General features: G+C 62.2%; 27 protein-coding genes. 18 read left to right on the top strand and 9 right to left on the bottom strand.

The window, feature by feature from the left end; translation table 11 throughout:
* Positions 1 to 78: 78 nt before the first annotated feature.
* Positions 79 to 1,479: a M20 family metallopeptidase gene (locus tag M0954_RS20750; RefSeq protein WP_122154545.1), complete on the bottom strand. Its 1,401-nt coding sequence runs from the start codon at positions 1,477 to 1,479 to the stop codon at positions 79 to 81.
* A gap of 259 nt (positions 1,480 to 1,738) precedes the next feature.
* Here M0954_RS20750 and mnmH point away from each other — a divergent pair, with 259 nt between their 5' ends.
* The 3 genes from mnmH (at position 1,739) to M0954_RS20735 (ending at position 4,773) form a co-directional block, all read left to right on the top strand.
* Positions 1,739 to 2,977 (top strand): tRNA 2-selenouridine(34) synthase MnmH, encoded by a 1,239-nt coding sequence (gene mnmH / locus M0954_RS20745; RefSeq protein WP_297355233.1) that lies wholly within the window; start codon positions 1,739 to 1,741, stop codon positions 2,975 to 2,977.
* A gap of 65 nt (positions 2,978 to 3,042) precedes the next feature.
* Complete coding sequence (locus tag M0954_RS20740; RefSeq protein ID WP_122154547.1) at positions 3,043 to 4,101, top strand: permease; 1,059 nt, start codon at positions 3,043 to 3,045, stop codon at positions 4,099 to 4,101.
* A gap of 249 nt (positions 4,102 to 4,350) precedes the next feature.
* The gene (locus tag M0954_RS20735) at positions 4,351 to 4,773 is read left to right on the top strand and encodes a hypothetical protein (RefSeq protein ID WP_122154548.1); all 423 of its coding nucleotides are present in this window, start codon (positions 4,351 to 4,353) and stop codon (positions 4,771 to 4,773) included.
* Positions 4,774 to 4,791: 18 nt separating this feature from the next.
* Here M0954_RS20735 and M0954_RS20730 read toward each other — a convergent pair whose 3' ends face one another.
* Both M0954_RS20730 and nodI read right to left on the bottom strand, forming a co-directional pair.
* Positions 4,792 to 5,619, bottom strand: a complete 828-nt coding sequence (locus M0954_RS20730; RefSeq protein WP_122154549.1) for an ABC transporter permease — start codon at positions 5,617 to 5,619, stop codon at positions 4,792 to 4,794.
* Positions 5,620 to 5,706: 87 nt separating this feature from the next.
* Positions 5,707 to 6,669, bottom strand: coding sequence for a nodulation factor ABC transporter ATP-binding protein NodI (nodI, locus tag M0954_RS20725; RefSeq protein ID WP_297355231.1), 963 nt, complete (start codon positions 6,667 to 6,669; stop codon positions 5,707 to 5,709).
* Positions 6,670 to 6,893: 224 nt separating this feature from the next.
* Between nodI and M0954_RS20720 the strand changes: the two genes are divergently transcribed.
* Positions 6,894 to 7,391, top strand: coding sequence for a universal stress protein (locus M0954_RS20720; protein WP_122154551.1), 498 nt, complete (start codon positions 6,894 to 6,896; stop codon positions 7,389 to 7,391).
* A gap of 122 nt (positions 7,392 to 7,513) precedes the next feature.
* On the opposite strand, the gene M0954_RS20715 is transcribed toward M0954_RS20720, so the two are convergent.
* The 3 genes from M0954_RS20715 to lexA form a co-directional block, all read right to left on the bottom strand.
* The gene (locus tag M0954_RS20715; protein ID WP_297355229.1) at positions 7,514 to 8,155 is read right to left on the bottom strand and encodes a DUF2939 domain-containing protein; all 642 of its coding nucleotides are present in this window, start codon (positions 8,153 to 8,155) and stop codon (positions 7,514 to 7,516) included.
* 182 nt (positions 8,156 to 8,337) lie between these two features.
* Positions 8,338 to 8,682, bottom strand: a complete 345-nt coding sequence (locus M0954_RS20710; RefSeq protein ID WP_122154553.1) for a hypothetical protein — start codon at positions 8,680 to 8,682, stop codon at positions 8,338 to 8,340.
* 30 nt (positions 8,683 to 8,712) lie between these two features.
* Positions 8,713 to 9,366: a transcriptional repressor LexA gene (lexA, locus tag M0954_RS20705; RefSeq protein WP_122154554.1), complete on the bottom strand. Its 654-nt coding sequence runs from the start codon at positions 9,364 to 9,366 to the stop codon at positions 8,713 to 8,715.
* A gap of 333 nt (positions 9,367 to 9,699) precedes the next feature.
* On the opposite strand from lexA, the gene M0954_RS20700 reads away from it, so the two are divergent.
* The 6 genes from M0954_RS20700 (at position 9,700) to M0954_RS20675 (ending at position 16,032) form a co-directional block, all read left to right on the top strand.
* Positions 9,700 to 10,740, top strand: a complete 1,041-nt coding sequence (locus tag M0954_RS20700; protein ID WP_297355227.1) for a sulfate ABC transporter substrate-binding protein — start codon at positions 9,700 to 9,702, stop codon at positions 10,738 to 10,740.
* 95 nt (positions 10,741 to 10,835) lie between these two features.
* Positions 10,836 to 11,756 carry a sulfate ABC transporter permease subunit CysT gene (cysT, locus tag M0954_RS20695; RefSeq protein WP_123384156.1) on the top strand — a complete coding sequence of 307 codons (921 nt, stop codon included), beginning with the start codon at positions 10,836 to 10,838 and terminating at the stop codon, positions 11,754 to 11,756.
* Positions 11,753 to 12,721, top strand: a complete 969-nt coding sequence (gene cysW, locus M0954_RS20690) for a sulfate ABC transporter permease subunit CysW (protein ID WP_297355225.1) — start codon at positions 11,753 to 11,755, stop codon at positions 12,719 to 12,721. Before cysT ends, cysW begins: the two co-directional genes overlap by 4 nt.
* Before the next feature lie 26 nt (positions 12,722 to 12,747).
* The gene (locus M0954_RS20685) at positions 12,748 to 13,806 is read left to right on the top strand and encodes a sulfate/molybdate ABC transporter ATP-binding protein (RefSeq protein WP_123384154.1); all 1,059 of its coding nucleotides are present in this window, start codon (positions 12,748 to 12,750) and stop codon (positions 13,804 to 13,806) included.
* A 60-nt stretch (positions 13,807 to 13,866) separates the two neighbouring features.
* Positions 13,867 to 14,793 carry a CysB family HTH-type transcriptional regulator gene (locus M0954_RS20680; RefSeq protein ID WP_074264860.1) on the top strand — a complete coding sequence of 309 codons (927 nt, stop codon included), beginning with the start codon at positions 13,867 to 13,869 and terminating at the stop codon, positions 14,791 to 14,793.
* A gap of 117 nt (positions 14,794 to 14,910) precedes the next feature.
* Complete coding sequence (locus tag M0954_RS20675) at positions 14,911 to 16,032, top strand: asparaginase (RefSeq protein WP_297355222.1); 1,122 nt, start codon at positions 14,911 to 14,913, stop codon at positions 16,030 to 16,032.
* A 424-nt stretch (positions 16,033 to 16,456) separates the two neighbouring features.
* On the opposite strand, the gene M0954_RS20670 is transcribed toward M0954_RS20675, so the two are convergent.
* The 3 genes from M0954_RS20670 to gcl all read right to left on the bottom strand — a co-directional run bounded on the left by M0954_RS20670 (position 16,457) and on the right by gcl (position 20,125).
* The gene (locus M0954_RS20670; RefSeq protein WP_123384153.1) at positions 16,457 to 17,365 is read right to left on the bottom strand and encodes a 2-hydroxy-3-oxopropionate reductase; all 909 of its coding nucleotides are present in this window, start codon (positions 17,363 to 17,365) and stop codon (positions 16,457 to 16,459) included.
* 57 nt (positions 17,366 to 17,422) lie between these two features.
* The gene (gene otnI / locus M0954_RS20665; protein ID WP_297355220.1) at positions 17,423 to 18,232 is read right to left on the bottom strand and encodes a 2-oxo-tetronate isomerase; all 810 of its coding nucleotides are present in this window, start codon (positions 18,230 to 18,232) and stop codon (positions 17,423 to 17,425) included.
* Between the two features lie 117 nt (positions 18,233 to 18,349).
* Positions 18,350 to 20,125: a glyoxylate carboligase gene (gene gcl / locus M0954_RS20660; protein WP_297355218.1), complete on the bottom strand. Its 1,776-nt coding sequence runs from the start codon at positions 20,123 to 20,125 to the stop codon at positions 18,350 to 18,352.
* 221 nt (positions 20,126 to 20,346) lie between these two features.
* On the opposite strand from gcl, the gene M0954_RS20655 reads away from it, so the two are divergent.
* From M0954_RS20655 to M0954_RS20620, 8 genes are all read left to right on the top strand, one after another.
* Positions 20,347 to 21,258, top strand: a complete 912-nt coding sequence (locus M0954_RS20655; protein WP_122154563.1) for a LysR family transcriptional regulator — start codon at positions 20,347 to 20,349, stop codon at positions 21,256 to 21,258.
* A 203-nt stretch (positions 21,259 to 21,461) separates the two neighbouring features.
* The gene (gene rpsF, locus M0954_RS20650) at positions 21,462 to 21,854 is read left to right on the top strand and encodes a 30S ribosomal protein S6 (protein WP_297355216.1); all 393 of its coding nucleotides are present in this window, start codon (positions 21,462 to 21,464) and stop codon (positions 21,852 to 21,854) included.
* 52 nt (positions 21,855 to 21,906) lie between these two features.
* The gene (priB, locus tag M0954_RS20645) at positions 21,907 to 22,206 is read left to right on the top strand and encodes a primosomal replication protein N (protein ID WP_122154565.1); all 300 of its coding nucleotides are present in this window, start codon (positions 21,907 to 21,909) and stop codon (positions 22,204 to 22,206) included.
* Between the two features lie 2 nt (positions 22,207 to 22,208).
* Complete coding sequence (rpsR, locus tag M0954_RS20640) at positions 22,209 to 22,484, top strand: 30S ribosomal protein S18 (RefSeq protein WP_074264854.1); 276 nt, start codon at positions 22,209 to 22,211, stop codon at positions 22,482 to 22,484.
* Positions 22,485 to 22,511: 27 nt separating this feature from the next.
* Entirely contained in the window at positions 22,512 to 22,964 is a 453-nt protein-coding gene (rplI, locus tag M0954_RS20635) for a 50S ribosomal protein L9 (protein ID WP_122154566.1), read from the top strand.
* A gap of 139 nt (positions 22,965 to 23,103) precedes the next feature.
* Positions 23,104 to 24,492 (top strand): replicative DNA helicase, encoded by a 1,389-nt coding sequence (locus M0954_RS20630; protein ID WP_122154567.1) that lies wholly within the window; start codon positions 23,104 to 23,106, stop codon positions 24,490 to 24,492.
* A gap of 116 nt (positions 24,493 to 24,608) precedes the next feature.
* Complete coding sequence (locus M0954_RS20625; protein ID WP_122154568.1) at positions 24,609 to 25,235, top strand: DUF47 domain-containing protein; 627 nt, start codon at positions 24,609 to 24,611, stop codon at positions 25,233 to 25,235.
* Positions 25,235 to 26,245: an inorganic phosphate transporter gene (locus M0954_RS20620; RefSeq protein WP_297355213.1), complete on the top strand. Its 1,011-nt coding sequence runs from the start codon at positions 25,235 to 25,237 to the stop codon at positions 26,243 to 26,245. Before M0954_RS20625 ends, M0954_RS20620 begins: the two co-directional genes overlap by 1 nt.
* The last annotated feature ends 3 nt before the right edge of the window (positions 26,246 to 26,248 follow it).

The raw sequence follows: 26,248 nt of genomic DNA, 5'->3' as shown, positions 1-26,248 counted from the left end.
GGACCCGTTATCTTTTGCAGCGTGTGCGTGACGTTGCTGCGGCGCTGTCCTCGCGTTTTGATTCAGCAGTCGCTGGTCTCAGGCGCTCGCCGCCGTCATTTTGGGTGCGTTCTCGCCGAGATCCCAGAACAGCCCCGCCATGATCTGCAGTCCTTCACGCGCCACCGGTCCGAGCAGATGCTCGTTCGCCGCGTGCTGCGAGCAGGCCGGATACGAATGCGGCACCCAGATGGTCGGCAGGCCCAGCGTGTCGGCGAACACCTCGTTGGGCAACGTGCCGCCGAGGTTCGGCAGGACCGCCGTCTTTTTGCCGGTGGTGTGCTCGAGCGATGCGATTGCCCAGGTGACCCACGGGTCGTCAGGATCGAGCCGCGTGGCAGGCGAGCCGCGCTCGACCCTGATCTCAACCATCGGAAAGCCGTGCGCATCGAGATGGGTGCGCAGATGTCCGCCGAGGTTCTGCCAGTCGGTGCCCACTACGAAGCGCAGTTGGCAATACGCGAAGGCGGACGCGGGAATCGCGTTGACCGGGTTCTCGGGATTGCCGGACTTGAGCGCCAGCACTTCGAAGCTGTTCCAGCCGAACACGCGTTCCGGCGGAGTGAGGCCGGGCTCGCCCCAGTTGTCGTCGACGGCGGGGTCGCCCGGACCACCGCCTACGCTGATATCGGCGAGCGCGCGGCGCACCGCGTCCGGAATCGGCGGCGGACGCAGGCCCTCTACGGCGATCACGCCGTGCGCGTCCACAAGGCTTGCCAGCGCGTTGGCGAGGACCGTGGCGGGATTGCGCAGCAGGCCGCCCCAGTTGCCCGAGTGATGCGCGCCCTCGCGCAGGTTCAACTCCAGCCGGAAATTGATCAAGCCGCGCGAGCCGAGAAAGACCGTGGGGCGGCGCGCCGCGAGGCGAGGGCCATCCGAGGCGATCAGCACGTCTGCGGCGAGCGCTTCCTTGTGCGTGTGACAGAACGCGTCGAGTCCCGGCGAGCCGGTTTCCTCGCCCATCTCGATCAGCAGTTTGGCATTGAAGCCGAGCTTGCCGTCGCGTGCGTTGAGCACGCTGGCGAGCGCCGCCAGATTGATGGTGTGCTGGCCCTTGTTGTCGGCGGTGCCGCGGCCGTACCAGCGCTCGCCCTCGACCTTCACGGCCCACGGCGTCAGCGGCTCGCGCCACTGGTTGTCGTAGCCGCGCACGACGTCGCCGTGGCCGTAGATCAGCACGGTCGGCAGGTCGTCGCCCTCGTGCCGCGTGGCAATCAGAAACGGGCCCGCTCCGGCCACCGGGTTGTCGAAGATGCGCGTTTCGAAGCCGAGGCGCTCAGCCTCCGGGACGATCTCGCCGGTCAGATAGGCGAGCAGGGTGGCGGCACGCTCAGGCTCCTGGCTCTCGGTACGAAAGCCGACGCGGCGATTGAGGTCGGCGAGAAACGCGCCCGAATCGAAGTGGTGGGTTGCGTGCTGGATGGCCTGGTCGCGGGTCAAGGTCGTCTCCGGTGAGGGCGATAGAGGGTAGGGGGTGCGGTCGATTCTAGGAGGGTGCCTGTTTTGTCACAATCATTGTCTTTAGAAGCTTGCGTTGCCGAAATGGCAAAGCCCGGGGGCGTTTGATGAGATTGCCCGATTGCAGCGCTCAAGGCGCCTCGGCCGTTGCCCCTCCACCCCATGCGATAATTCTGGCTTGCCGATTGCCTTCATTCGGGCTATTTCCTCCGAATTCGGCCCCTCATCACGCGTCGTTCAATTGAAAAATCTGCTTGTTCCGCTCGATCAACTGGCGCGATTCGACGAGATCGTGGACGTTCGCACGCCGCTCGAGTTTGCTGAAGACCACATTCCGGGTGCGATCAACGCGCCGGTGCTGAGCAACGAGGAGCGGGTGATCGTCGGCACGATGTACAAGCAGGTCTCGCCGTTCGAGGCCACCCGGGTCGGTGCGGCAATGGTCGCGCGCAATATTGCGGCGCACCTCGAGACGACCTTTGCCGAGCGTGCGCGCAACTGGCGCCCGCTGATCTATTGCTGGCGCGGCGGCAAGCGTTCCGGCTCGATGACGACCTGGTTCAACCTGATCGGCTGGCAGGCGCGCCAGCTCGATGGCGGCTACAAGGCGTATCGCGGCTCGGTGGTCGCGGCGCTCGCGAGCTTGCCGGAGCAGTTCGAGTACGTCGTCCTGACTGGCCATACGGGTAGCGGCAAGACGCGGCTGTTGCAGGCGTTGCGCGCGGCCGGCGCGCAGGTGCTCGATCTGGAAGCACTCGCCTGTCATCGCGGCTCGTTGCTCGGCGCGTTGCCGGGTCAGCTGCAGCCCGCGCAAAAGGGCTTCGATACCGCGCTGATCGGCGTGCTGTCAGGCTTCGACGTGCGCCGGCCGGTGTTCGTCGAAGCGGAGAGCCGGCGCATCGGCACGATCACACTGCCACAAGCGTTGTTCGAGCGCCTCCATCGTGGCGCCTGCGTGGAAGTCGACACCACACACGATGACCGCATCACGTTTTTGCTGCAGGACTACTCGCATCTGTTCGACGACCCTGCATCGTTCAAGCATCAGCTCGAACGCCTGATTGGCCTGCACAGCCGAGAGCAGGTCAAGCAGTGGCAGCAGTTGATCGACGCGGGCAGCACAGCTGCTACGCACGATGCGAACGATGCGGATAATGCCGCGGCGCGTGCCGAGCTGTTCGGGGAACTGATCGAACGGCATTACGATCCAGCGTATCAGCGTAGCAGCCGGCAGCATTTCAAGCGACTCGGCGAGGCGCTGCACTTTAGTTTCCGGCCTAACGCGGCTGACAGCGTCGGGCAAGCAACTGCCTTGCTGGCGAAGCTGGCCGCGACGGAGGGAAAGGCGCTTGGCGACGCGCGGCAGAGCCCTGAGGTTGTTGTCGAAGCAGCCACCGGAGCCTCTGCCACGTCGGCATCCTCAGCAGCTGGTTCGACGAGCGGCGCCGTATCGCGCTCCGTGGCCGTCAAGCCCGAGTAGTCCCCGTTTCCAGTTCAAACCCAGGTAGCGCCAGCCACCGGTTCAAATCTAGGCACACGATAACAATGAACACCACACGCCCAACCCAACCCGCCTCAGGATGGCTGATTTTTCTGCTGGTCGCCGTCGCCGGACTCTTTTATGTGAAGTGGTTTCCTTACTACCACCGCGCCTTCACGGCCGCGGAGACGCATTCGATCGGCAAATCCATCCTGATGGGCACGGACGCCAGCCCTCCCGCGCCGTCGCTGGCAGCGGCACTCGGCTATGCGCTCGCCTACGGTAAGGCGATCTGGCAGGCGATGGTGCTCGGCCTCGTGCTCGGCTCTGCCGTGCAGGTGCTGTTGCCGGTGCAATGGATCGCCCGCGTGCTGGGCAAGACCAGCTTCGGCAGCGTGGCGGCGGGCGGCCTGCTGGCGATCCCCGGCATGATGTGCACCTGCTGCGCGGCGCCGGTGGTGGTCGGCTTGCGGCAGCGCCAGGCCTCGCCGGGCGGCGCCATCGCCTTCTGGCTCGGCAATTCGGTGCTCAATCCGGCCACGCTCGTCTTCATGGGTTTCGTGCTGGGCTGGAACTGGGCGGCACTGCGCCTCGTACTGGGCGTACTGATGGTGTTCGGCCTCGGCTATCTGGTGAACCGGCTCGTGACGCCACAAGAGGCTGCTGCGGCCGATGGCCAACTGGCTCAACTCGCCGCGTTGCAGGAGCAGCAGCGAGGCAATCCCTTCGTGCGCTGGCTCACCCTGTTTGCCCGCATGGCCGTGCGTCTGATCCCCGAATATATCGTCCTGATCCTGCTGCTCGGTGCGGCGCGCGCCTGGCTCTTTCCTCACGTCGGCCCGGACATCGGCAACCAGTTAGGCTGGATCCTGGCGCTGGCGGTCGCCGGCATGCTGTTCGTGATCCCCACCGCGGGCGAGGTGCCGATCATTCAGGCGATGCTCTCGCTGGGTATGGGCGTGGGCCCTGCAGGCGCGCTGCTGATGACCCTGCCGCCCATCAGCGTGCCTTCGCTGGCGATGCTCGCGCGCTCGTTCCGGCCGCGTTTGCTCTCGGTGGTGGCTGTTTCGGTGGTGTTGTTTGGCGTGCTGGCGGGCGGACTTGCTGTTGCCCTCGGATTCTGAGCGCGAGCGGGCGCTCGCCAGCATTGCGGCCGACAAATCCCGCTGCCAGTTGTCGAATCACGACCTAAACTGAGGAACTGGAGGCGCCGGGATTGAATGCCCGACGGGTTAGCTGTCGTGGCGGTGCCGACTAGTGGTACGATTTTCAGCCCTAAAAACAACAAGCGAAGCACAAGCGGCGTGCATTTTTGCCACCGGAGCGCAGACGAGCCGCCGCATACACTCGAGCAATTGCAATCAGGAAAACGAATGGCCCAACAAAAAACAAATCCGAAGCTTGAACAGGCGCTGACGCGCGGGGACCTCGCGATCCGCCAGGCGAACTCGGCGCGTGCTACTGCGCTGCTGCGCGCCCTGGGCAAAATGATCATCGACGCCTCAGCGACGATCGGTGTGGATGCCTTCACGCTGATTCCCGACGGCGATCGCATTTACGACCCTGCCGAAGGCCTGTGGCCCCAGGAACTGCTGGTGTCGTTCGACGGAGCGGTAGAAGAGTCCGATCCCGACGAGGTACGCACGGTTCGCCTGATTGCCGATGACCCGGGCACGCTGTTTCGCGTGGAGTGGCAGCGAGCGGACGGCAAGATCGGACGCCAGGAAGGCGGCCCGTTTGCGACGGTCGCGTTCATCTCCGATGTCGATATCCCCTGGACGGACGACGAAGACTGAGCGCGAGCGAGATGCGCCTTAGCGCATCATCCGTCGACGAAACAGCACGGCCGCGATACAGAACGGCACCACTACGTAGGCGGCCAGTACGGCGACGTGCAACGCCACGTGGTCGAGCGGCCGGCCGAGCATCGCGGGGCGGATCAGATCGACCGCATGCGCGAGCGGTAGCAACTGCGTGACGAATTGCGCGACCGGCGGCAGTTGGGCGATCGGAAAGAAGACGCCGGAGAGCAGCAGCATCGGCGTGAGCGCAAGCGTCTGATAGAACATGAAGAAATCGTACGACGGTGCGAGCGCGGTCACGATCATCGCGACGCTGGCGAAGGCGAGGCCGGTTAGTGCAATGACAGGCAATGCCAGCAGCATCGACGGGAAGCTCGCATAGCCGAGCGCCCCGGCTACCAGCATGATCGCGACGCCGGACAGCATCGACTTGCTGCCAGCCCACATCACCTCGCCCAGCACGATATCGCCTAGCGTGAGCGGTGTGTGCATGATCGCTTCCCATGTCCGCTGCACGTGCATGCGCGAAAAACCCGAGTACATCGATTCAAAGCTCGCCGACATCATCACGCTCGATGCGACCGTGCCGGCTGCGAGAAACGCGATATACGACACGCCGTCGACGTGGCCGACCATCAGGCCGAGTCCGAAGCCGAGACCGAACAGATAGATCATCGGATCGGCGAGGTTGCCGAACATCGACGCAATAGCGAGCTTGCGCCACACCAGATAATTGCGCCGCCATACGGCGATCCAGTTGACCGCGTTCGCAGGCAGGGCGGCGAACGGCTCGCTCGCAGGCGCTGCGTGGCTGGGGGTGTCGTAGGTGCGTGCGTCCATGGCGGGTCGTTGGATGATTGGGGCGATGCTTGTGTCTATGCGTGGGTCGATGCAATGGCTATTTTTGTTTGCCCATGCATTGATGGCTCAGTCCTGCATTTCACGGCCCGTCAGCCGCAGAAACACATCTTCGAGATTGGCCGGCCGGTGCAGATAGCGCAGATCTGCGCGCTGCTTGAGGCGGGCATGCACCGGCTCCGCGTCGGTGACATAGCAGAACAGCGTCTCGCCGCTGATCTCCGTGCGCTCGGCAAGCGGCGCCAGTTCGTCGCGCAACGCGACGGGGTCCGGTCCGTAGATTTCGATCACATCGCAGCCGATTTCCGAAGCGATCAATTCATTCGGCGCACCTTCTGCAATCTTGCGTCCTTCTTCGATCACGCACAGGCGATGACACAGCCGCTCGGCCTCTTCCATAAAGTGCGTGGTCAGAAGAATGGTTTTGCCGCGCGCAAGCAGCGAGCGCAAGCGTTCCCAGATCAGATGGCGCGCCTGCGGATCGAGCCCGGTGGTCGGTTCATCCATGATCAGCACGTCGGGATTGTTGACGAGTGCGCGGGCCAGCGTGAGACGCCGCTTCATGCCGCCCGATAGCTCTCCGACCCGCGCATCCGCCTTGCTTTCGAGCCGCGCGAATTCGAGCAGCGACGGCACCATGGCGCGCGTTTGCGCCGCGCTCAGACCAAAGTAGCGGCCGAACACCTGCAGGTTTTCGCGCACGGTGAAGTCCGGATCGAGGTTGTCGAACTGCGGCACTACGCCGACTCGTGCGCGGGCATACCTGGCGCGTGACGGAATCGGTTCACCACCGAGGCGGATCGTGCCGGCATCCGGCGCCGCGATGCCGAGCAGCATGCGCAGCGTGGTGGTCTTGCCCGCGCCGTTCGGGCCGAGCAGGCCGAAACACTCGCCGGGCTGGACATGGAACGACAGGCCGTCAACGACAGTCTTACCACCATAGCGCTTGTGGACCTGTACGAATTCGATGGCGGCTTCTGGCATGGGTCGTTGTGGATTCCGAAAGATGTGAAGGGCCGTAAAGCTGCCCATTTTAGGGCATCGACGGCTTCATGGCGGCACTCGTGCACTGCCCGGGTGCGGGTTCTTGCGCTGCGGCATGATGCGTGAGGCGGCAGGGGACAGCTACTGCGTGAGCGGATGTGTTGTCAGCGCGTTGTTAGCGCTCAGTTAGCGTTTTCCAACCCTTGCAAGCTGAATTGCGGCGCACCATGATTCATGACAGAAGCCGCGATCGACGCGGTAGGGAGAACATCATGGCGAGCTACAAGAAAATCCTGTTGTGCTACGACGGCTCGCGCGAAGGCCGCAAGGCGCTGCGTTGCGGCGCCGACCTGGCGCTGGACCTGAAGGCGGAAACGCATCTGCTGTCGGTTGTCGACATGCGCTCGAGCATTGCGCAAAGCGCCGGTCTTTTGACCGATGTGGCGTGCGGCAGCTTCGAGAAAACTGCTCGCGACATCCTGCAGGAAGGTGTCGAGTGGCTCACCGAGCGTGGCGTCACCGCACAAGGTCATTTTGCGTTCGGTCATCCCATAGACGAAATCGCCAATCTCTCCAACGAATTGCATGTGGATCTCGTGGTGGTCGGTCATCGCTGTCGCACCGGCCTGTCGCGCTGGTGGATGGGAGCGGGCAATACACCGCTGCTCGACCGCATCTCGTGCAGCATTCTGGTGGCGTGTTCGTCGGCGCAAGAGCAGGAGCAGGAGCAAGCCGCTGCGTCGGTCGCTGCGGCCACGACTGCGGCCTGAGATAGATTCGACCTGATTGGCTGAGGCGCATGCCCGGACCGGGTCCGGGTTGCGCCTCAAGTGCAGGCAGCAGGGTAGCGTGCGGCTCGGCCGGATGAGGGCGCCTTGCCGCATGGCGAGCGCTAGCCGTTCGGGTCCACTGCGGCCAGCTTCCAAGAGAACAGCCCCTCGCGCCGCAGAATCGCGGCATAGCGCGTGTCGCCGACGCCGTGCTGATACGTGACGACGAATTCATTGATGCCACGATAGGCAGCCGTTGTCTGCGGCGGTTGCGGCGGGGTTGTCGCTGCGCCACCCGTTGCCGGAGCGGGCGCGGCCGGCGTTGCGTCTGCACTGCCGGCAGGCGCGTTGGCCGGCGCGTCGGGCGGCACGGGCGGGCGCTGCGTGGGATCGCCGCGCGGCGGCATCCCGTTCAGGAGTGCAGCGACGCCGTCTGGAGTCGCATAAGCATCGACCAGCGGACCAATCAGCGCAACGCCTATCATCGCGCCGAGGGCCGCGAGCGGATTGCCGTTTGCACGCGCCTGGATCTTTCTCGTCAGCAAACCGGCGATCTGATCCTTCAGACTTTCCCGCAACGCCGGATAGTCGACATATTCGCTGACGGTTTGGGCGTCACGCTGATCGGCGGCGCGTTTTAGGCGATCGAGTGCGAGATACGGTGACGCATAGCCGTACCCGAGTACAGCTACGACCACAATGACAAGCACGGTGATGATCAGCGGCCGTGCGACGCCGCGTTTTGCAGATGTTGAAACAGCCATCGGGCGAGCTTCTCCGTAAGGTGTGATCTAACGTGGACCGCATCTGCGGGAAAACGATCCCCATACGACCGATGCGCGATTATCCCTGAGCCAACCCCGCGCAACCTCACCTAATGACCATTACCGAAGGTGGGAACCGCCTGACGGCCGGTTCGCGCACCACTGGACCTTCTTCCGGATACTTACTCGAACAGCGCGTTCTGCACGCCGGCCGTTTCCTCGGCGATGCAACGGTCGATCATGCGGCACACGGCGTCCACCGTGCCGACCATGATCAGACGTGACGGCCCGTGGTACACGCGAACTGGCGCGCGCCGGGCTGGTTCTGCCGTATTGAGCCCGGAATTCAGCGACACCCGTGCGAAGGCCGGCAGCGCCGACGGCAAGGTCGAGGCGTGCGGCTCTGGGTCATCGAACAGCGAAGCAGTAACACTGGACGCCTCGATCGGCGCGCACGGTACGAGATTGCGCAAATGGCGCAGGCGACCGAACTGGCGGAAGGGCAGCAGGCGGGCAAGGCGTTCCATGATTCTCTCCAGTCGTTGTTCAGGCAAGGTTCAGAACTCAGTGGGGCGGATCAGCCCCACTGCGATGCCTTCCAATGCGAATTCCGCACTGCCGGCCTGAACAAAGATGTTTTCGTAATCGGGGTTTTCGGCGATCAGCTCGATGCCATCCGGCCGGCGCTTGAGGCGCTTGACCGTGACGTCGTCGCCCAGCCGCGCGACGATGATCTGGCCGTCTTTGGCCTCGGTTTTCTTCTGCACGGCGAGCAGGTCACCGTCGAAAATGCCGGCGTCCCGCATGGACAGCCCGCGCACCTTCAGCAGGTAGTCCGGCTTGCTAGAAAAGAGCGCCGGGTCGCAGGTGTAATGATGCGAGACGTGCTCTTGCGCGAGAATCGGGCTGCCCGCGGCCACCCGGCCGACCAGCGGCAGTGACAACTGCATGATGCTGGCGTGCGGCAGCGTGAACTGATGCGGCCCGTCGTCCTGACTGGCCAGCAGCAGCCGGATGCCGCGCGAAGCGCCCGCGGCGAGCTCAATGACCCCCTTGCGGGCAAGCGCACGCAAGTGCTCTTCCGCCGAGTTAGCCGAGCTGAAGCCTAGCTCGGCGGCGATCTCCGCGCGGGTAGGCGGAAAACCGGTGCGTTCGATGGCCCGGCGGATCAGATCGAAAACTTCTTGCTGTCGTGCGGTGAGTTTGGTCATAGGGTCACTGTATGGATAGACAGGTGACTGTATTTTTATACAGTATCCGGCGCAATTCAAGCTTTACTTTAAGTTCTCGACCCTGGGTGTCAGTGGAGCGCCGTCAGACGGTGTCCTAACACCGGTTTTCGTGCCACAACGCCGCATCCGGCTGTCATTACCACTTTTGAGTATTAAAAAATGAGAAAACATTATTTTTAATGATGAAAGCCCTTCGATAGACTGGCCCTCGAGTCGACGCAGGCAAGCCACGCGCAAGACATCAAGCACCAAACACAACAGACAAAGACGGGGCACACGCTGCCTCGCCTGACCACCACGCGGAGAAGCTGGATGATCGATCAGGGCACGGGGCTCGCACGCAGGACCAGGAAGCTCATTACGGTGCTGGCGCTTGGCGCCGCAGCGGCACTAGGGCTGGCCGGACAGGCGCAGGCGGCTGACACGACATTGCTGAATGTGTCCTACGACCCGACGCGCGAGTTGTACCAGCAGATCAACGAGGCGTTCGGCAAACAGTGGAAAGCCCAGACCGGCGACACCGTCACCTTCAAGCAGTCCCACGGCGGCTCGGGCGCGCAGGCGCGCTCGGTGCTCGACGGACTGCAGGCGGACGTCGTGACGCTCGCGCTCGCTTACGACATCGATGCGCTTGCCAGCAAGGGCATCGTCGACAAGAACTGGCAGAAACGTCTGCCGGACAACGCCGCGCCGTACACCTCGACGATTGTTTTCCTCGTGCGCAAGGGCAACCCCAAACACATCAAGGATTGGGACGACCTGGTGAAGCCAGGCGTGTCGATCGTCACGCCGAACCCGAAGACCTCGGGTGGCGCACGCTGGAACTATCTGGCGGCGTGGGCCTATGCCGAGCATCAACCGGGCGGCAACGATCAGAAGGCCAAGGAATTCGTCACGAAGCTGTACAAGAACGCCGGCGTGCTCGATTCGGGCGCGCGTGGGGCGACCACAAGCTTCGTGCAGCGCGGTATCGGCGATGTGCTGATTGCCTGGGAAAACGAAGCGTTTCTGTCGCTGAAAGAGTTTGGTCCGGACAAGTTCGAGATCGTGGTGCCGTCAGTGAGCATTCTGGCTGAGCCGCCCGTGTCCGTGGTCGACAAGGTGGTGGACAAGCACGGCACACGTAAGCTGGCCGAGGCTTATCTGAACTTCCTCTACAGCGAGCAGGGGCAGGAGATTGCCGCGGAGAACTTCTACCGTCCGCGCTCGGACAAGGTGCCGCCCGCGCTGACCGCGAAGTTTCCGAAGCTGAAGCTGTACACCGTGGATGACACGTTCGGCGGCTGGGCGAATGCGCAGAAAACGCACTTCGCGGATGGCGGCGTGTTCGATTCGATTTACTCGCCGCAGTAAGGCTGTCATTCGGCGCGCCTCAAGGGGCGCGCCGTTTGGCCATTTAGGTTTGTCCAGCCACGCGACACGGTTTTCACCCTGAAAGAGCATCCAGCATGACGACGTTGACCTTCCGCAAGCCGAGCGCCTTACCGGGTTTCGGCCTGACGCTCGGCATCACGGTGGCGTATCTGAGCCTCGTGGTGCTGGTTCCGCTTGCGGCGACCTTTCTCAAGACGGCCTCGCTCGACTGGGCGCAGTTCGTGCGCGCCGTCGCGTCGCCGCGCGTGCTGGCGTCGTACCGGTTGACTTTTTTTGCGGCGCTCGGTGGCGCGCTCGTCAATGCGGTATTTGGTTTTCTCGTGGCGTGGGTGCTGGTGCGTTATTCGTTTCCGTTCAAGCGGCTCATTGATGCCGTCGTCGATCTGCCGTTTGCGCTGCCCACCTCGGTGGCCGGGATCTCGCTCGCGGCGGTTTACTCCGGCAATGGCTGGATCGGCCAGTTTCTGGAGCCGCTCGGGATCAAGGTCGCTTTTACACCGTTGGGTGTGCTGGTCGCATTGACCTTCATCGGACTGCCGTTCGTGGTGCGGACCGTGCAGCCTGTGCTCGAAGAGTTCGAGCGTGAGCAGGAAGAGGCCGCTGCCTGCCTCGGCGCAACGCGCTGGCTGACGTTTCGGCGCGTCGTGCTGCCCGCGGTGTTGCCGGCGCTATTGACCGGTTTCGCGCTGGCCTTCGCGCGGGCGCTTGGCGAATACGGTTCGGTGATTTTCATTGCCGGTAATGTGCCGATGAAATCGGAAATCACGTCGCTCCTGATCATCACCAAGCTCGAACAATACGACTACGCCGGCGCAACGGCGCTCGCGGTCGTGATGCTGGTGGTGTCGTTCCTGATGCTGCTGCTGATCAATACGCTGCAGTGGTATTTGCAGCGTCGTACGCGTCGCGGTGCAGCGGCGCCTGCGCTGCCTGGTGGGGGGGCTGCCATCGGTGCTGCAGGTGGCGCTGCAGGTGTGACCGGAGGTGCCCAATGAGCCACGATTCTGCTGCGTTGCAGCCGGTGTCGCGTACCGGCTTGAACGCCGTGCGCCGTAACGATCCGGTGAGCGAGCCGCGTCTTGTGCGCTGGCTTCTGACGGGCATCGCGTTGCTGTTTCTCACGCTATTTCTGGTGGTTCCACTCGTTGCCGTGTTTTATCAGGCGTTGAGCAAGGGCGTTGGTTTTTACTTCGCAGCGCTCGCCGACCCCGACGCTATCTCTGCAATCAAGCTGACACTGTTGACCGCTGCGATTGCGGTGCCGTTGAATCTGGTGTTCGGATTGGCGGCGTCGTGGTGCATCGCGAAGTTCGAATTCAAGGGTAAGGCGTTGCTGACGACGCTGATCGACCTGCCGTTTTCCGTATCACCAGTCGTCTCCGGGCTCGTCTACGTCTTGCTGTTCGGCGCGCAGGGCTGGTTCGGTCCATGGCTGCAGGATCACGACGTGCAGATTATCTTCGCGGTGCCAGGCATCGTGCTCGCGACGATCTTCGTGACCTTCCCGTTTGTCGCGCGTGAACTGATTCCGCTGATGCAGGCGCAAGGCAATGACGAAGAGGAAGCGGCGCACGTGCTGGGCGCATCCGGCTGGCAGACCTTTCGCCGCGTCACCTTGCCGAACGTCAAATGGGGCCTGCTGTACGGGGTGATTCTGTGTAACGCGCGGGCGATGGGCGAGTTCGGCGCCGTCTCGGTGGTGTCGGGCCATATTCGCGGGCAGACCGACACGATTCCTCTGCACGTCGAAATTCTTTACAACGAATACAACTTCTCGGCGGCGTTTGCCGTGGCCTCGTTGCTGGCGCTGCTGGCGCTTGTCACGCTTGGCCTCAAGCTGCTCGCCGAGCGGCATCTGTCGGCAGAGCTGGCGGACTCGCGTGATGTTCCCGCACACGCCGGTCCAACAGTTTCGCAGTCGTCCGTGGCGCTTGCGCCGACGCAGCACCCGGTCCAGTAAGCAACAAAGTTGCATGGGAGTAGTCAATGGGCATCACCGTTCGTAACCTGCAAAAGCGCTTTGGCGATTTCACCGCGCTCGATAACGTCTCGCTCGACTTTCCGCCGGGCGAGCTGGTTGCGCTGCTCGGGCCGTCGGGTTGTGGCAAGACCACATTGCTGCGCGTGATCGCCGGCCTCGAATATGCGGATTCGGGTCAGGTTGTGCTACAAGGACAGGATGTCGCGACGGTGGGCGCCCGTGAGCGCCAGGTCGGCTTTGTGTTCCAGCATTACGCGCTGTTCCGTCACATGACGGTGTTCGAGAACGTCGCTTTCGGCCTGCGTGTGAAACCGCGCAAGGAGCGGCCATCGGAAGTGGTGATCCGCGAGAAAGTGCATGAACTGCTCAAGCTCGTGCAACTGGACTGGCTCGCACAACGCTACCCGTCGGAACTGTCGGGTGGCCAGCGTCAGCGCATTGCGCTGGCACGGGCTCTCGCGGTTGAACCGAAGGTGCTGCTGCTCGACGAACCTTTCGGCGCGCTTGATGCGAAGGTCCGCAAGGAATTGCGTAGCTGGTTGCGGCGCCTGCACGACGATCTGCATATCTCGACGATCTTCGTCACGCACGACCAGGAAGAGGCGCTCGAAGTGGCGGACCGCATCGTCGTGCTCAATCGCGGTCACGTTGAGCAGGTGGGCAGCCCGCAAGACGTGTACGATCATCCGCAGACTTCGTTTGTGTATGAATTTCTCGGCGCGGCCAACCGTCTGCACGGCAAGGTTGGCAGCAACGGTTTTGTGGTGGACGGCGCCGCGTTGCCGGTGGCCGCTGCGGCAGGGTTCGAAGGTCCGGCGTTCGCCTACGTGCGTCCGCATGACCTGCAGCTTTATCCGCAGGCGTTGGGTCATCGCGATGGGATTGTCGTCGATGTGCGGCGCGTCGTGACGCTCGGCGGCTCGGTGCGGGTCGAGCTGGCCGGCCGCGAAGGCAGCGTGCTCGAAGCAGAACTGGATCGCGAAGCGTGGCGCGCGCTGCAGCTGAATATCGGCGATGGCGTGACGGCTGTGCCGCGCGCCTTGCGCGTGTTTCCGGCGCATTGAGCGTGCGCCTGGCTCGCTACTACTCTATAACTTAACTCTGGCTGAACCGGAGACACACAGATGAACTTTCAGCAACTGCGCTTTGTGCGCGAGGCCGTGCGGCAGAACATGAACCTGACGGAAGTCGCGAACGTGCTGTACACGTCGCAGTCGGGTGTGTCGAAACAGATCAAGGACCTCGAGGACGAACTCGGCGTCGATATTTTCATTCGCCGCGGCAAGCGTCTTACTGGCCTCACGGAGCCGGGCAAGGCCGTGCATCAGCTGATCGAACGGATGCTGCTCGACGCGGAAAATCTGCGCCGCGTGGCGCGCCAGTATGCGGATCAGGATAGCGGCCACCTTGTCGTCGCCACTACCCACACGCAGGCACGCTACGCGCTGCCCAAGGTGATTCGCCAGTTCACCGAAGTGTTCCCGAAGGTGCATCTGGCGCTGCGCCAGGGCAGTCCGCAACAGATTGCGCAGATGATCATCAACGGCGAAGCGGATATCGGTATTTCGACCGAAGCGCTCGACCGCTTCCCGGACATCGTCACGTTCCCTTGCTATTCGTGGCATCACGTGGTGGTTGTGCCGAAGGGGCATCCGCTGGTTGGACGTGAGAACCTGACGCTCGACGAGATTGCCGAGTTTCCGATTGTCACGTACGACCAGGATTTTACCGGCCGCTCGCATATCGACCAGGCGTTCGCGAAGGCGGGTGCGCTGCCCGACGTCGTGCTGACCGCGATCGACGCGGACGTGATCAAGACCTATGTTGAGCTTGGCATGGGCATCGGCGTGGTTGCGGCGATGGCGTACGACCCGAAGCGCGACACGGAGCTGGTGGCGCTCGATACGCAGCATCTGTTCGAGGCGAGCACGACCCGTGTGGGCCTGCGCAAGGGCGCGTTCCTGCGGGCTTACGCGTATCGTCTGCTGGAAATGTTCGCACCGCAATTGAAGGAAGCCGAGATCGCTGCGCAGTTGCGCGCAGTGGATTGATGCTGGCGTGATAGAGAGCCGCCGCGTTGCATAAAGTGGCGTCGGTCATCTCCATCGAGCAGGGGCCGGATGGTCGACTAAGAGATCACTTTAACCCGGCAATTCTCGTTTGACCGCATGGCGGCGCGCAGCGCATCGCTTACAATCGCCGCCATGAATACTTCGACTCCTTCCTCTTCCGGCGCGCAGGGCGCCGGCTCTGCCGCCGCCGCTTCACCGGCCAGCGGCCCCCAGTCCGCCGCCGCGCACGCTTTGCCACGCATTGCGGTATTGGCTACGGGCGGCACGATTGCCGGTACCGCCGCCGATGCCGCCAATACCTCCGGCTATCAGGCCGGCGTGGTCGGCGTCGAGCGCCTGCTCGAAGCGGTTCCAGCGCTTTCGAGTGTCGCGCAGATTCAGCCTGAGCAGATCGCCAGCATCGACAGCAAGGACATGGCGCTTGCGCTGTGGACGACCCTCGCGCAACGTGTGAATGCGTTGCTGGCGAGCGACGACATCGACGGCGTAGTGATTACGCACGGCACCGATACGCTTGAAGAAACCGCGTACCTGTTGCATCTGACCGTAAAAAGCATCAAGCCAGTCGTGCTGACTGCGGCGATGCGGCCTTCGTCGGCGCTCTCCGCAGACGGTCCTCTGAACCTGCTGAATGCCGTAACTGTCGCGGCGAGCCAGGCTGCGCACGGGCAGGGCGTGCTGGTGGCATTCAACAACCGCATTCACAGCGCGCGCGATGTGGTCAAAACCAGCACCTATGCAGTGGACGCGTTCCAGTCTCCGGAAGTGGGCGCGCTTGGCTGGGTGCAGGACGGACGAGTGGAATTCCAGCGTAAGGTCGTGCGTCCGCATACGGTCGACACGGAATTCGTGATCGGCGCGAAGTGGCCGAATGTGGAGATCGTCGTGAGTTACGCTGGCGTATCGCGGATCGGCGTTGATGCCCTGGTAGCGGCAGGCGTACGCGGAATTGTGGTGGCCGGCACCGGTAACGGTTCGATTCACGCGTCGGTGCAGCAGGCGCTTGCCGATGCGGTGAGCCAGGGCGTGGTGGTGGTGCGCTCGTCGCGGGTCGGCTCGGGCCATGTGATGCGCAACGGCGCTGCCTCCGACGATGCGCTTGGCTTCGTCACAGCGGGCGCGCTCAATCCGTACAAGGCGCGTGTGCTGCTGATGCTGGCGCTCGCGGCGGGTGGTACCGGACCGGTTGCGCTGCAGAAGGCCTTCGACAAGTACTAACGTAGTGACCTGCGAAGTGTGCGTGATACTAATGAAGTATTGCGCGCGCTTCGAAACCTGCGTGCGAAACAAAAAACGCGGCGATAAGGGCTGATTGCCCTTATCGCCGCGTTTTTTTGCGTGGTATCAGTGTGCACTATCCGACAGCCGGACACCCGACGACGACGTCTGACCGACCAAGGCTTCCCCGCCGTCGACGGGTGCCGCTGCGGACCCCACTTGCCGCTCTCAGCCCAGAGCGGCACGATTTGTCCGATGCGCTACGCGTGCCGCGCACCGCACCGGACGCCCCACTTGCCGGTTGACGTGATGAATGGCATGGAGCTCACGCCAACCGATGTTGCAGCCGTTGATCGCCTCTAAACCTGTGGTCATACCGCAGGCAAAACCAGGGGCGTTTCAGCAGCGTATCCCTGCTATCGCGTCAAGCCGCCTTCGCTTCTTTGCCCGGTGCTTGAGCCACTTCGAAGTTCGCCATGATTTCAAGCGCACGCACCATCGCGGAGTGATCCCACGCCTTGCCACCGTTTGCTGCGCACACGCTGAACAGTTGTTGTGCGCTTGCCGTGTGCGGCAGCGCGATGCCCAGCTTGCGTGCGCCGTCGAGCGCGAGGTTCAGATCCTTCTGATGCAGTTCGATGCGGAAGCCCGGATCGAAGGTGCGCTTCGTCATCCGCTCGCCGTGCACTTCGAGAATCCGCGACGAAGCGAAGCCACCCATCAGCGCCTTGCGGACGCGTTCCGGATCGGCGCCCGAACGCGCAGCGAACAGCAACGCTTCTGCAACCGCTTCGATGTTCAGTGCGACGATGATCTGGTTCGCGACCTTGCAGGTCTGGCCCGCGCCGTTATCGCCGATCAGCGAGATGTTCTTGCCCATCAGTTCGAACAGCGGCTTGGCGAGTGCAAAGGCCTTTTCCGGACCGCCGACCATGATCGTCAGCGACGCTTCACGCGCGCCGACTTCGCCGCCCGACACCGGCGCGTCGAGATAGTCCACGCCGAGAGCGTTGATCTTCTTCGCGAAGGCCTGGGTGTCGAGCGGGGAGATCGAGCTCATGTCGATCACGAGCTTGCCTTTGGTGAGGCCGTTGGCGACGCCGTCGTCGGCGAACAGCACGTTGGCGACGTCCGGCGTGTCCGGCACCATGATGACGACGATGTCAGCAGCCTGCGCAACGGCCGTCGAGTTGGCGACCACCGTGGTCGTCTTGCTCAGGTCTTCCGGTACCGGATACGCGCCGTTCACGAACAGCGAATGGCCGCCCTTGATAAGGTTACGCGCCATGTGCGCGCCCATGATGCCGAGGCCGATGAATCCAATCTTTGCCATGTGTCTATGTCTCCAGTGGGTTGGGGTCGAGAGTGTTCAGGAGGGCGATCTGATCGATCAGCAGGCGACGTGCGCCGCGCCACGTGCCTGGCCCGCAACGCGCTGCACCCAGTCCAGACCTTCGGTGGTTGTCGTGCGCGGCTTGTATTCGCAGCCGATGTATCCGTCATAGCCGAGCGAATCGAGCAGGTCGAACAGGAACGGGTAGTTGATTTCACCCGTGCCCGGTTCGTTGCGACCCGGATTGTCGGCAAGCTGGATATGCGCGATCGACGCCAGGTTCTTCTTGATGGTGGCGGCGAGCTCGCCCTCCATCCGCTGCATGTGATAGATGTCGTACTGCAGGAACAGGTTGTCCGAGCCGACGGCGCGAATCACGTCGAGGCCCTCGGATGAGCGGTTCAATGCAAAGCCTGGGATGTCGTACGAATTGCACGGCTCGACCAGCAGCTTGATGCCTTCTTTCTTCAACGCGCCGGCGGCGAAGCGCAGGTTGTCGACCATCGTCGCGTGAGCGCGGCCGGCATCGACGCCTGGGCCAGGAATGCCGACGAGGCAGTTCAGCTGCGGCACTTTGAGGGCCTTGGCATATTCGATCGCGCGGCCGACGCCTTCCTGGAACTCGCCGACGCGATCCGGCAGGCAGGCAATGCCGCGTTCGCCGGCTTCCCAGTTGCCTGCAGGCAGGTTGTGCAGCACGAGCTTCAGACGGTTCTGCTGCAGGCGCTCGGCCAGCTCAGCGACTTTGTACGGATAGGGGAACAGGAATTCGACGGCGTTAAAGCCCGCGTCCGCAGCCGCTACGAAGCGGTCGAGGAACGGGACCTCGTTGAACAACATGGTGAGATTGGCTGCAAATTTCGGCATGGTGCTGGGGTCTCGCTGGTCGGTCAATGAAACAATTTCGATCCTGCGGGCAAGCGCCAACTACGCGCCGCACCGCCCGATCGATCAGGTCAAACTAGTCAGGAAAACTGAGCAAGATCAGTCGAGCATGCTGATGGCGCTCGGCGCATCTTCGCGCTTGGCCGCCAGTTCTTCGAACTCGTTGATGGCGTCGATTTCGGTGCCCATCGAGATGTTCGTCACACGCTCGAGAATCACTTCGACGATCACCGGCACGTTGAACTCGGACAGCATCGACTGGGCTTTTTGCAGGGCCGGCTTCAGTTCTTCCGGCTTGAACACGCGGATCGCCTTGCAACCGAGACCTTCGGCCACCGCAACGTGATCGACACCATAGCCATTCACTTCCGGCGCGTTGATGTTGTCGAACGCGAGCTGCACGCAGAAGTCCATATCGAAGGCACGCTGGGCCTGGCGGATCAACCCGAGGTACGAGTTGTTCACCACCACATGCACGTAGGGCAGCTTGAATTGCGCGCCGACGGCGAGCTCTTCGATCATGAACTGGAAGTCGTAGTCGCCGGAGAGCGCGACGATCGGACGTTGCGGGTCCGCGACACGCACACCGAGCGCTGCGGGAATCGTCCAGCCGAGCGGGCCGGCCTGGCCGCAGTTGATCCAGTTACGCGCCTTGTAGACGTGCAGGAACTGTGCACCGGCGATCTGCGACAAACCGATCGTGCTCACGTAGCACGTATCGCGGCCGAACACCTGGTTCATCTCTTCGTACACGCGTTGCGGTTTCATCGGCACGTTGTCGAAGTGCGTCTTGCGTTGCAGCGTCCGCTTGCGTTCCCGGCAGTCTGCGACCCATGCGCTGCGGTCCTTGAGCTTGCCGGCGGTCTTCCACTCTTTCGCCACTTCGACGAACAGTTCGAGCGCAGCCTTCGCGTCCGACACGATGCCGAGGTCCGGCCCAAACACGCGGCCAATCTGCGTCGGCTCGATGTCCACGTGCACAAACTTGCGGCCCTTGGTGTAGACCTCGACGCTGCCTGTGTGACGGTTCGCCCAGCGGTTGCCGATGCCGAGCACGAAATCGGAGGCGAGCATGGTCGCGTTGCCGTAGCGGTGCGACGTCTGCAGGCCGACCATGCCGGCCATCAACGGGTGATCGTCGGGAATCGCGCCCCACGACATCAGCGTCGGAATCACCGGCACGCCGATCGTTTCGGCGAATTCGACCAACAGGTCTTCCGCGGCTGCGTTGAGCACGCCACCACCGGAGACGATCAGCGGCTTCTCGGAATTGTTCAGGAGCGTGAGCGCCGCTTCGATCTGCTTGCGGGTCGCCTTCGGCTTGTAGACCGGCAGCGGTTCATACGTATCGATATCGAATTCGATTTCGGCGAGCTGCACGTCGATCGGCAGATCGATCAGCACCGGACCGGGACGGCCCGAGCGCATCAGGTGGAACGCCTGCTGAAACACGCGCGGCACCAGCGCCGGCTCGCGCACGGTGACGGCCCACTTGGTGACGGGCTTGGCGATCGATTCGATATCGACGGCCTGGAAATCTTCCTTGTACAGACGCGCGCGGGGCGCCTGACCCGTGATAGCCAGAATAGGAATCGAGTCAGCCTGAGCGGAGTACAAACCGGTGATCATGTCGGTGCCGGCGGGGCCGGACGTGCCGATACACACGCCGATGTTGCCCGGCTGCGCACGCGTATAGCCTTCGGCCATATGCGATGCGCCTTCGACGTGGCGCGCCAGCACGTGGCTGATGTTGCCTGCCTTGCGCATGGCCGAGTAGAACGGGTTGATTGCGGCGCCCGGTACACCGAAGGCGGTGTCGATGCCTTCTTTTTCGAGCACCAGTACCGCTGCGTCGACGGCTCTCATCTTGGCCATGAATGTCTCCTGAATGTCTTTGAATGCGGATCGAGGGGGTTGAGACAGACTTTAGGCCTCACCCAAAGGTTTGATAAGATCAGTCCGGGTCGCTTATTTCGAAACAAAAAGTATGGAATGGCAGTGACCGGGGAGACGGCGTGCAAGGCGGTTGCAACCCGCTTGCATGGGACCCGAGTAGCGCGCCAAAGGGCGAACTCGGGTCGACACAGGAGACGACAATGGACCGCTTCAAGCAGATCGAAACCTTCGTGCGGGTGGCCGACGCGGGCAGTCTGGCTGCCGCAGCGCTGGAGGAGGGTGTGTCGCCGGTGATCCTCGGACGGCGCATCGATGCGCTGGAAAAGCGCCTCGGCGTAAAGTTGATGTACCGCTCGACGCGGCGTCTCGTGGTGAGCGAAGAGGGCGCGGCGTTCCTGGAGCGCTGCCGCGGTTTGCTATCCGAATGGGATCAGGCGGAAAACGAGCTCGCAGCGGGCCGCCGGGCCGTGACTGGACACCTGATCGTGTCGGCGCCGGCAGCTTTTGGCCGCAAACATGTCGCACCGCTCGCGCCGCCGTTTCTTGCCGACAAGCCGGAACTGCAGTTGTCGTTCAATCTGACCGACCGGGTGGTGGATCTGGTGCGCGAAGGCTATGACCTGTCGATTCGCATCGGCGGCGCGGTCGATCAGAATTTCGTCGCGGTGAAGCTGGCCTCGAACCGCCGTGTGGTCTGCGGCACGCCGGAGTATTTCCGCAAGCACGGCAGGCCGAAGACGCTCGAAGACCTGCCGCAGCACAATTGCCTCGCCTTCAACCTGCAAGGGGGCCAGAACCGCGGCTGGTACTTCCGGCGCAACGGCAAGCTGGCGACAGTGCGGGTGGGGGGCACGCTCGATTGCAACGACGGCGAGTTGCTGCACCGCTGGGTCTCGGAAGGGCTGGGGCTTGGCTGGCGCTCGACGTGGGAGATCCAGCAGCAACTCGCGCGCGGCGAACTGGAAACGGTGCTCGACGAGTTCGCGCTGCCCGATTACGACATCCTCGCGGTCTACCCACAGCAACGTTACGTGCCGGCCAAGGTGCGTTACTTCATCGACTACCTGAAAGAAGTCTATGCGCGGCCAGGATATTGGAGCGGGGAGGCTTGATCAGAGGGCGCCGTGCGTGGTCAGGCGCGGGCTGGGAGCCGTCACATAGCCCTAAACCCTTGAAAACACACCCGAATCGCGTGGCAAATTAACGGGATATGTTGCAACCCGTCCCCATTCGGGCTACAATCTTCGGCTTCTCACTTGCCACACCGGTTCAGACGCCCGGGTGGCTCTAATCCACAAGTCCACAAGGAGTGTGTATGCGTCATTATGAAATCGTCTTTATTGTGCACCCCGATCAGAGCGAGCAAGTGCCCGCCATGATCGAGCGTTACAAGACCACGATCACCTCGCACGGTGGCCAGATCCACCGTATCGAAGACTGGGGCCGTCGCCAACTGGCCTACATGATCGAGAAACTCGCGAAGGCTCACTACGTCTGCCTGAACATCGAATGCGACCAAACCACGCTCGACGAGCTGGAACACGCATTCAAGTTCAACGACGCGGTTCTGCGTCACCTGATCGTCAAGCTGAAGAAGGCCGAAACCGGCCCGTCGCCGATGATGAAGGAAGTGCAGCGCGAAGAAGCCAAGAAGGCAGCTGCTACGACCACCACCACCACCACGCAGCCGTCCGAAGCGCAGGCTTAAGACACACTAATTTAAGCTACCAGGCAAAAGCGTCGCTCTCGCCAAAAGGTATATGAATCGGCTGCAACTTACGGCCAGCGTCGTTGAACGCGAACCGGTGCGGTACACCCCCGCCGGCGTTCCGATCGCAAGCTGCACGTTGCAACACCGCACTGAAGTCGTCGAAGCCGGCATAGCCCGGCAAGTTGAACTGACGATGGCGGCGGTGGCGGCCGGCGAGGCGAGCGGCAAGCTGGAAAGCTGTGCGATGGGCGTCGAAACGCTCTTCACCGGCTTCCTGGCGAAGAAAAGCCGCAACGCAAGAACCCTGGTATTTCACATCACAGCATTGCAGGACATTGGAAAGGACTGAACATGCCCCGCCCGACTGGTAAGAAATTCGACAAGCGTCGTCAGCAACAAAATCCGCTCTTCAAGCGCAAGAAGTTCTGCCGTTTCACGGCAGCTGGTGTCGATCAGATCGACTACAAAGACATCGAAACGCTGAAGGACTTCATTGGCGAAAACGGCAAGATCACGCCGGCGCGTCTCACGGGTACGAAGTCGCACTATCAACGCCAGCTGGATACGGCAATCAAGCGCGCACGTTTCCTCGCGCTGGTGCCGTACACCGACCAGCACAAGGCCTAACCCGACGACGCGACAAGGAGCATCAGAATGCAAGTTATTCTTCTGGAAAAAGTCGTCAACCTGGGCAACCTGGGCGACATCGTCAAGGTGAAGGACGGTTACGCACGTAACTTCCTGATCCCGAACAAGCACGCACGCCGCGCAACGAAAGACGCACTCGCTGAATTCGAAGTCCGCCGCGCAGAACTGGAAAAGGTTGCCGCTGAAAAGCTGGCAACTGCTCAAGCTCAAGGCGAAAAGCTGGCAGGCTCGACGGTTCAGATCGCTCAGAAGGCTGGCGTCGACGGCCGTCTGTTCGGTTCGGTGACGAACGCCGACATCGCTGAAGCCTTGGTCAAGCAAGGCTTCGCAGTGGAAAAGGCGCAAGTGCGTCTGCCGGAAGGCCCGCTGAAGCTGGTGGGCGACCACTCAGTGCAAATCTCGCTGCACACCGACGTTCTCGTCGATGTGACGGTGTCGGTGCTGGGCGAACACGTCTAAGCCGACTGCGTCAAAGCATCGAAGCAATATTTGCCGGGTAGTCTGACCGGTGAAAGGCAGGGGCCGGGTGACCGGCCCCTGCCTTTTTTGTTGGCCGTTCTATACCTTACGGGTAGCATTTGCCCGATAATTCCATCCCATGAACGCACCGTCCAAAGATCCCCAGATCGAGTCGCTAAAAGTCCCGCCGCATTCGATTGAGGCCGAGCAATCGGTGCTGGGCGGCCTGCTGCTCGACAATGCCGCGTGGGACCGCATCGCCGATTTCCTGTCGCAAAGCGACTTCTACCGCTATGACCACCGCATCATCTTCGAACACATCGGCAAGCTAATCGCGGCGACGCGTCCGGCCGACGTGATCACGGTCTATGAGGCGTTGGGCACTGCGGGCAAGGCGGAAGAGGTCGGCGGACTCGCTTACCTGAATGCGCTGGCGCAGAACACGCCGAGCGCGGCGAATATCCGGCGTTATGCGGAAATCGTGCGTGATCGCGCGGTCCTGCGCCGGCTGGTATCGGTCGCGGACGAAATCTCCGCCGACGCTTTCAATCCGCAGGGCAAGGAAGTTCGCCAACTGCTGGACGAAGCCGAATCGAAGGTGTTTTCGATCGCCGAGGATGGCGCGCGCGGTACGCAGGGATTCCTCGAAATCGGGCCTCTGCTCACACAGGTGGTCGAGCGGATCGACACGCTGTATCACACCGCCAATCCGAGCGATGTGACCGGCACGCCGACCGGCTTCGTCGACCTCGACCGGATGACCTCCGGCATGCACGGCGGCGAACTGATCATCGTGGCGGGTCGGCCGTCGATGGGTAAGACGGCGTTCTCGATGAATGTCGGCGAGTACGTGGCAGTTGAGTACGGTTTGCCGGTGGCGGTGTTTTCGATGGAAATGCCGGGCACCCAGCTCACGATGCGTATGCTCGGCTCGGTTGGCCGGCTCGACCAGCATCGGATGCGTACAGGGCGTCTCACCGACGAGGATTGGCCGAAACTGACGCACGCGGTGCAGAAGATGAGCGAAGCGCAAATCTTCATCGACGAAACCGGCGGTCTGAACCCGATGGAACTACGCTCGCGGGCGCGCCGGCTGTCACGCCAGTGCGGCAAGCTGGGTTTGATCATCATCGACTATTTGCAGCTGATGAGCGGCTCATCGTCGGCTGGCGAAAACCGCGCGACCGAAATTTCGGAAATTTCGCGTTCGCTGAAAAGTCTCGCCAAAGAACTCGACGTGCCGGTGATTGCCCTGTCGCAGTTGAACCGCGGTCTGGAACAGCGCCCGAACAAGCGTCCAATCATGTCGGATTTGCGTGAATCGGGCGCCATCGAGCAGGATGCCGACGTGATCCTGTTCATCTACCGCGACGAGGTCTACAACCCGGACAGCCCGGATAAGGGCACGGCGGAAATCATCATCGGCAAACAGCGTAACGGGCCAATCGGTCCTGTTCGCCTCACGTTCCACGGCCAATACACGAAGTTCGATAATTTTGCCGGCGCGCAAAACTTCTACGCCGAGTAAAGAGGAATCTGCCGCCCCTGTTGTAACGACGTTTTCAAAGGTGCGACCCTATCCCGGGGACGGTACAATATTGCCGTTTTATGTCAGTCGCAATGTGACCAATTCCCGGGATTCCAATGTTCGGTCGATTCATGCCCACCGAGGGCAAGTTCTTTGAAATCTTCAACCAGCACGCAAATTGCATTGTTTCGGCGAGCCACGAACTCGAGCTGCTGATCGACAACCTGCAAGACGCCGAGGTCCATAAGCAAAACGTGCAGAAGGCCGAAAAGGCTGCAGACAAGCTCACGCACGAAACCATTGACCTGCTGCACAAGACTTTCATCACGCCGCTCGACCGCGACGAAATCCACAAGTTGATCACCACGATGGACGACATCCTCGACCTGATGGAGGACGTTGCCACCGCGATTTCGCTCTATGACGTGCAGGCGGTGACCTCTGAGGCCAGCCAGTTGGCGCATATCTGCACAGCGACCGCCGAGCGCGTGCAGTTTGCGGTCAGCCTGCTGTCGGACATGAAGCAGGCAAGCCAGATCCTGAAGGCCTGCGAGGATATCGACCGTCTGGAATCCGAAGCCGACCGCGTGCTGCGCTCGGCCATATCGAAGCTCTTTCGCGAGGAAGACAACGTCAAGACGCTGATCAAGCTGAAGGCGATCTACGAACTGCTCGAAACCATCACTGACAAATGTGAGGACGTGGCGAACATTCTCGAAGGCATCGTGCTGGAAAACGCCTAATGCAATCGATACAACTCGCCATCTGGGTGGTCGTCACCCTGGTCGCCGTGTCGCTGGTGTTCGACTTCATGAACGGCTTCCACGACGCGGCGAACTCGATCGCCACCGTCGTCTCGACCGGCGTTCTCAAGCCGCAGCAGGCGGTTGCTTTCGCCGCAGCGTTCAACGTCATTGCCTACTTCATCTTTCACCTGAAAGTCGCGCAGACAGTCGGCAAGGGCACGATCGATCCGGCCATCGTCGACCACTACGTGATTTTCGGCGCGCTGGTCGGCGCGATCGGCTGGAACATCGTCACGTGGCATTACGGCATTCCGTCGAGCTCCTCGCATGCGCTGATCGGCGGTTTGGTGGGCGCCGCGCTCGCCAAATCGGGCTGGCATTCGCTCAACCTGGACGGATTGATGAAGACTGTCGCGTTCATCTTCATTTCGCCGCTGCTGGGTTTTGTGCTTGGCTCGTTCTTCATGCTGGCGGTGTCGTGGATCTACTTCCGCACACCACCGAGCAAGGTTGACGGACGCTTTCGGCGCTATCAGCTGATTTCGGCCGGCATGTATAGCCTCGGGCACGGCGGTAACGACGCGCAGAAAACCATCGGCATCATCTGGATGCTGCTGATCGCGACGGGCTATGCATCGTCGCTCGCCGACGCGCCGCCGCTGTGGGTGATCGGCGGCTGCTATCTTTCGATGGGGTTGGGCACACTGTTCGGCGGCTGGCGCATTGTCCGCACGATGGGGCAGAAGATCACCAAGCTCAAGCCGGTCGGCGGTTTTTGCGCGGAATCGGGCGGTGCGATTACGTTGTTTATTGCCTCGTTCCTCGGCATTCCAGTGTCCACCACCCATACGATTACCGGCGCGATTGTCGGCGTTGGCGCTACGCAAAAACTCAGCGCGGTGCGCTGGGGCGTGGCAGGCAATATTGTCTGGGCGTGGATTCTGACCATCCCCGCGTCAGCGGCGCTCGCTGCAGCGGGCTGGTGGCTCGGCCATCGCTTGCTGTAATTC

It is taken from the genome of Paraburkholderia sp. (assembly GCF_026225065.1).
GTDB lineage: Bacteria > Pseudomonadota > Gammaproteobacteria > Burkholderiales > Burkholderiaceae > Paraburkholderia.
This window is presented reverse-complemented; position numbering and strand designations above follow the sequence as displayed.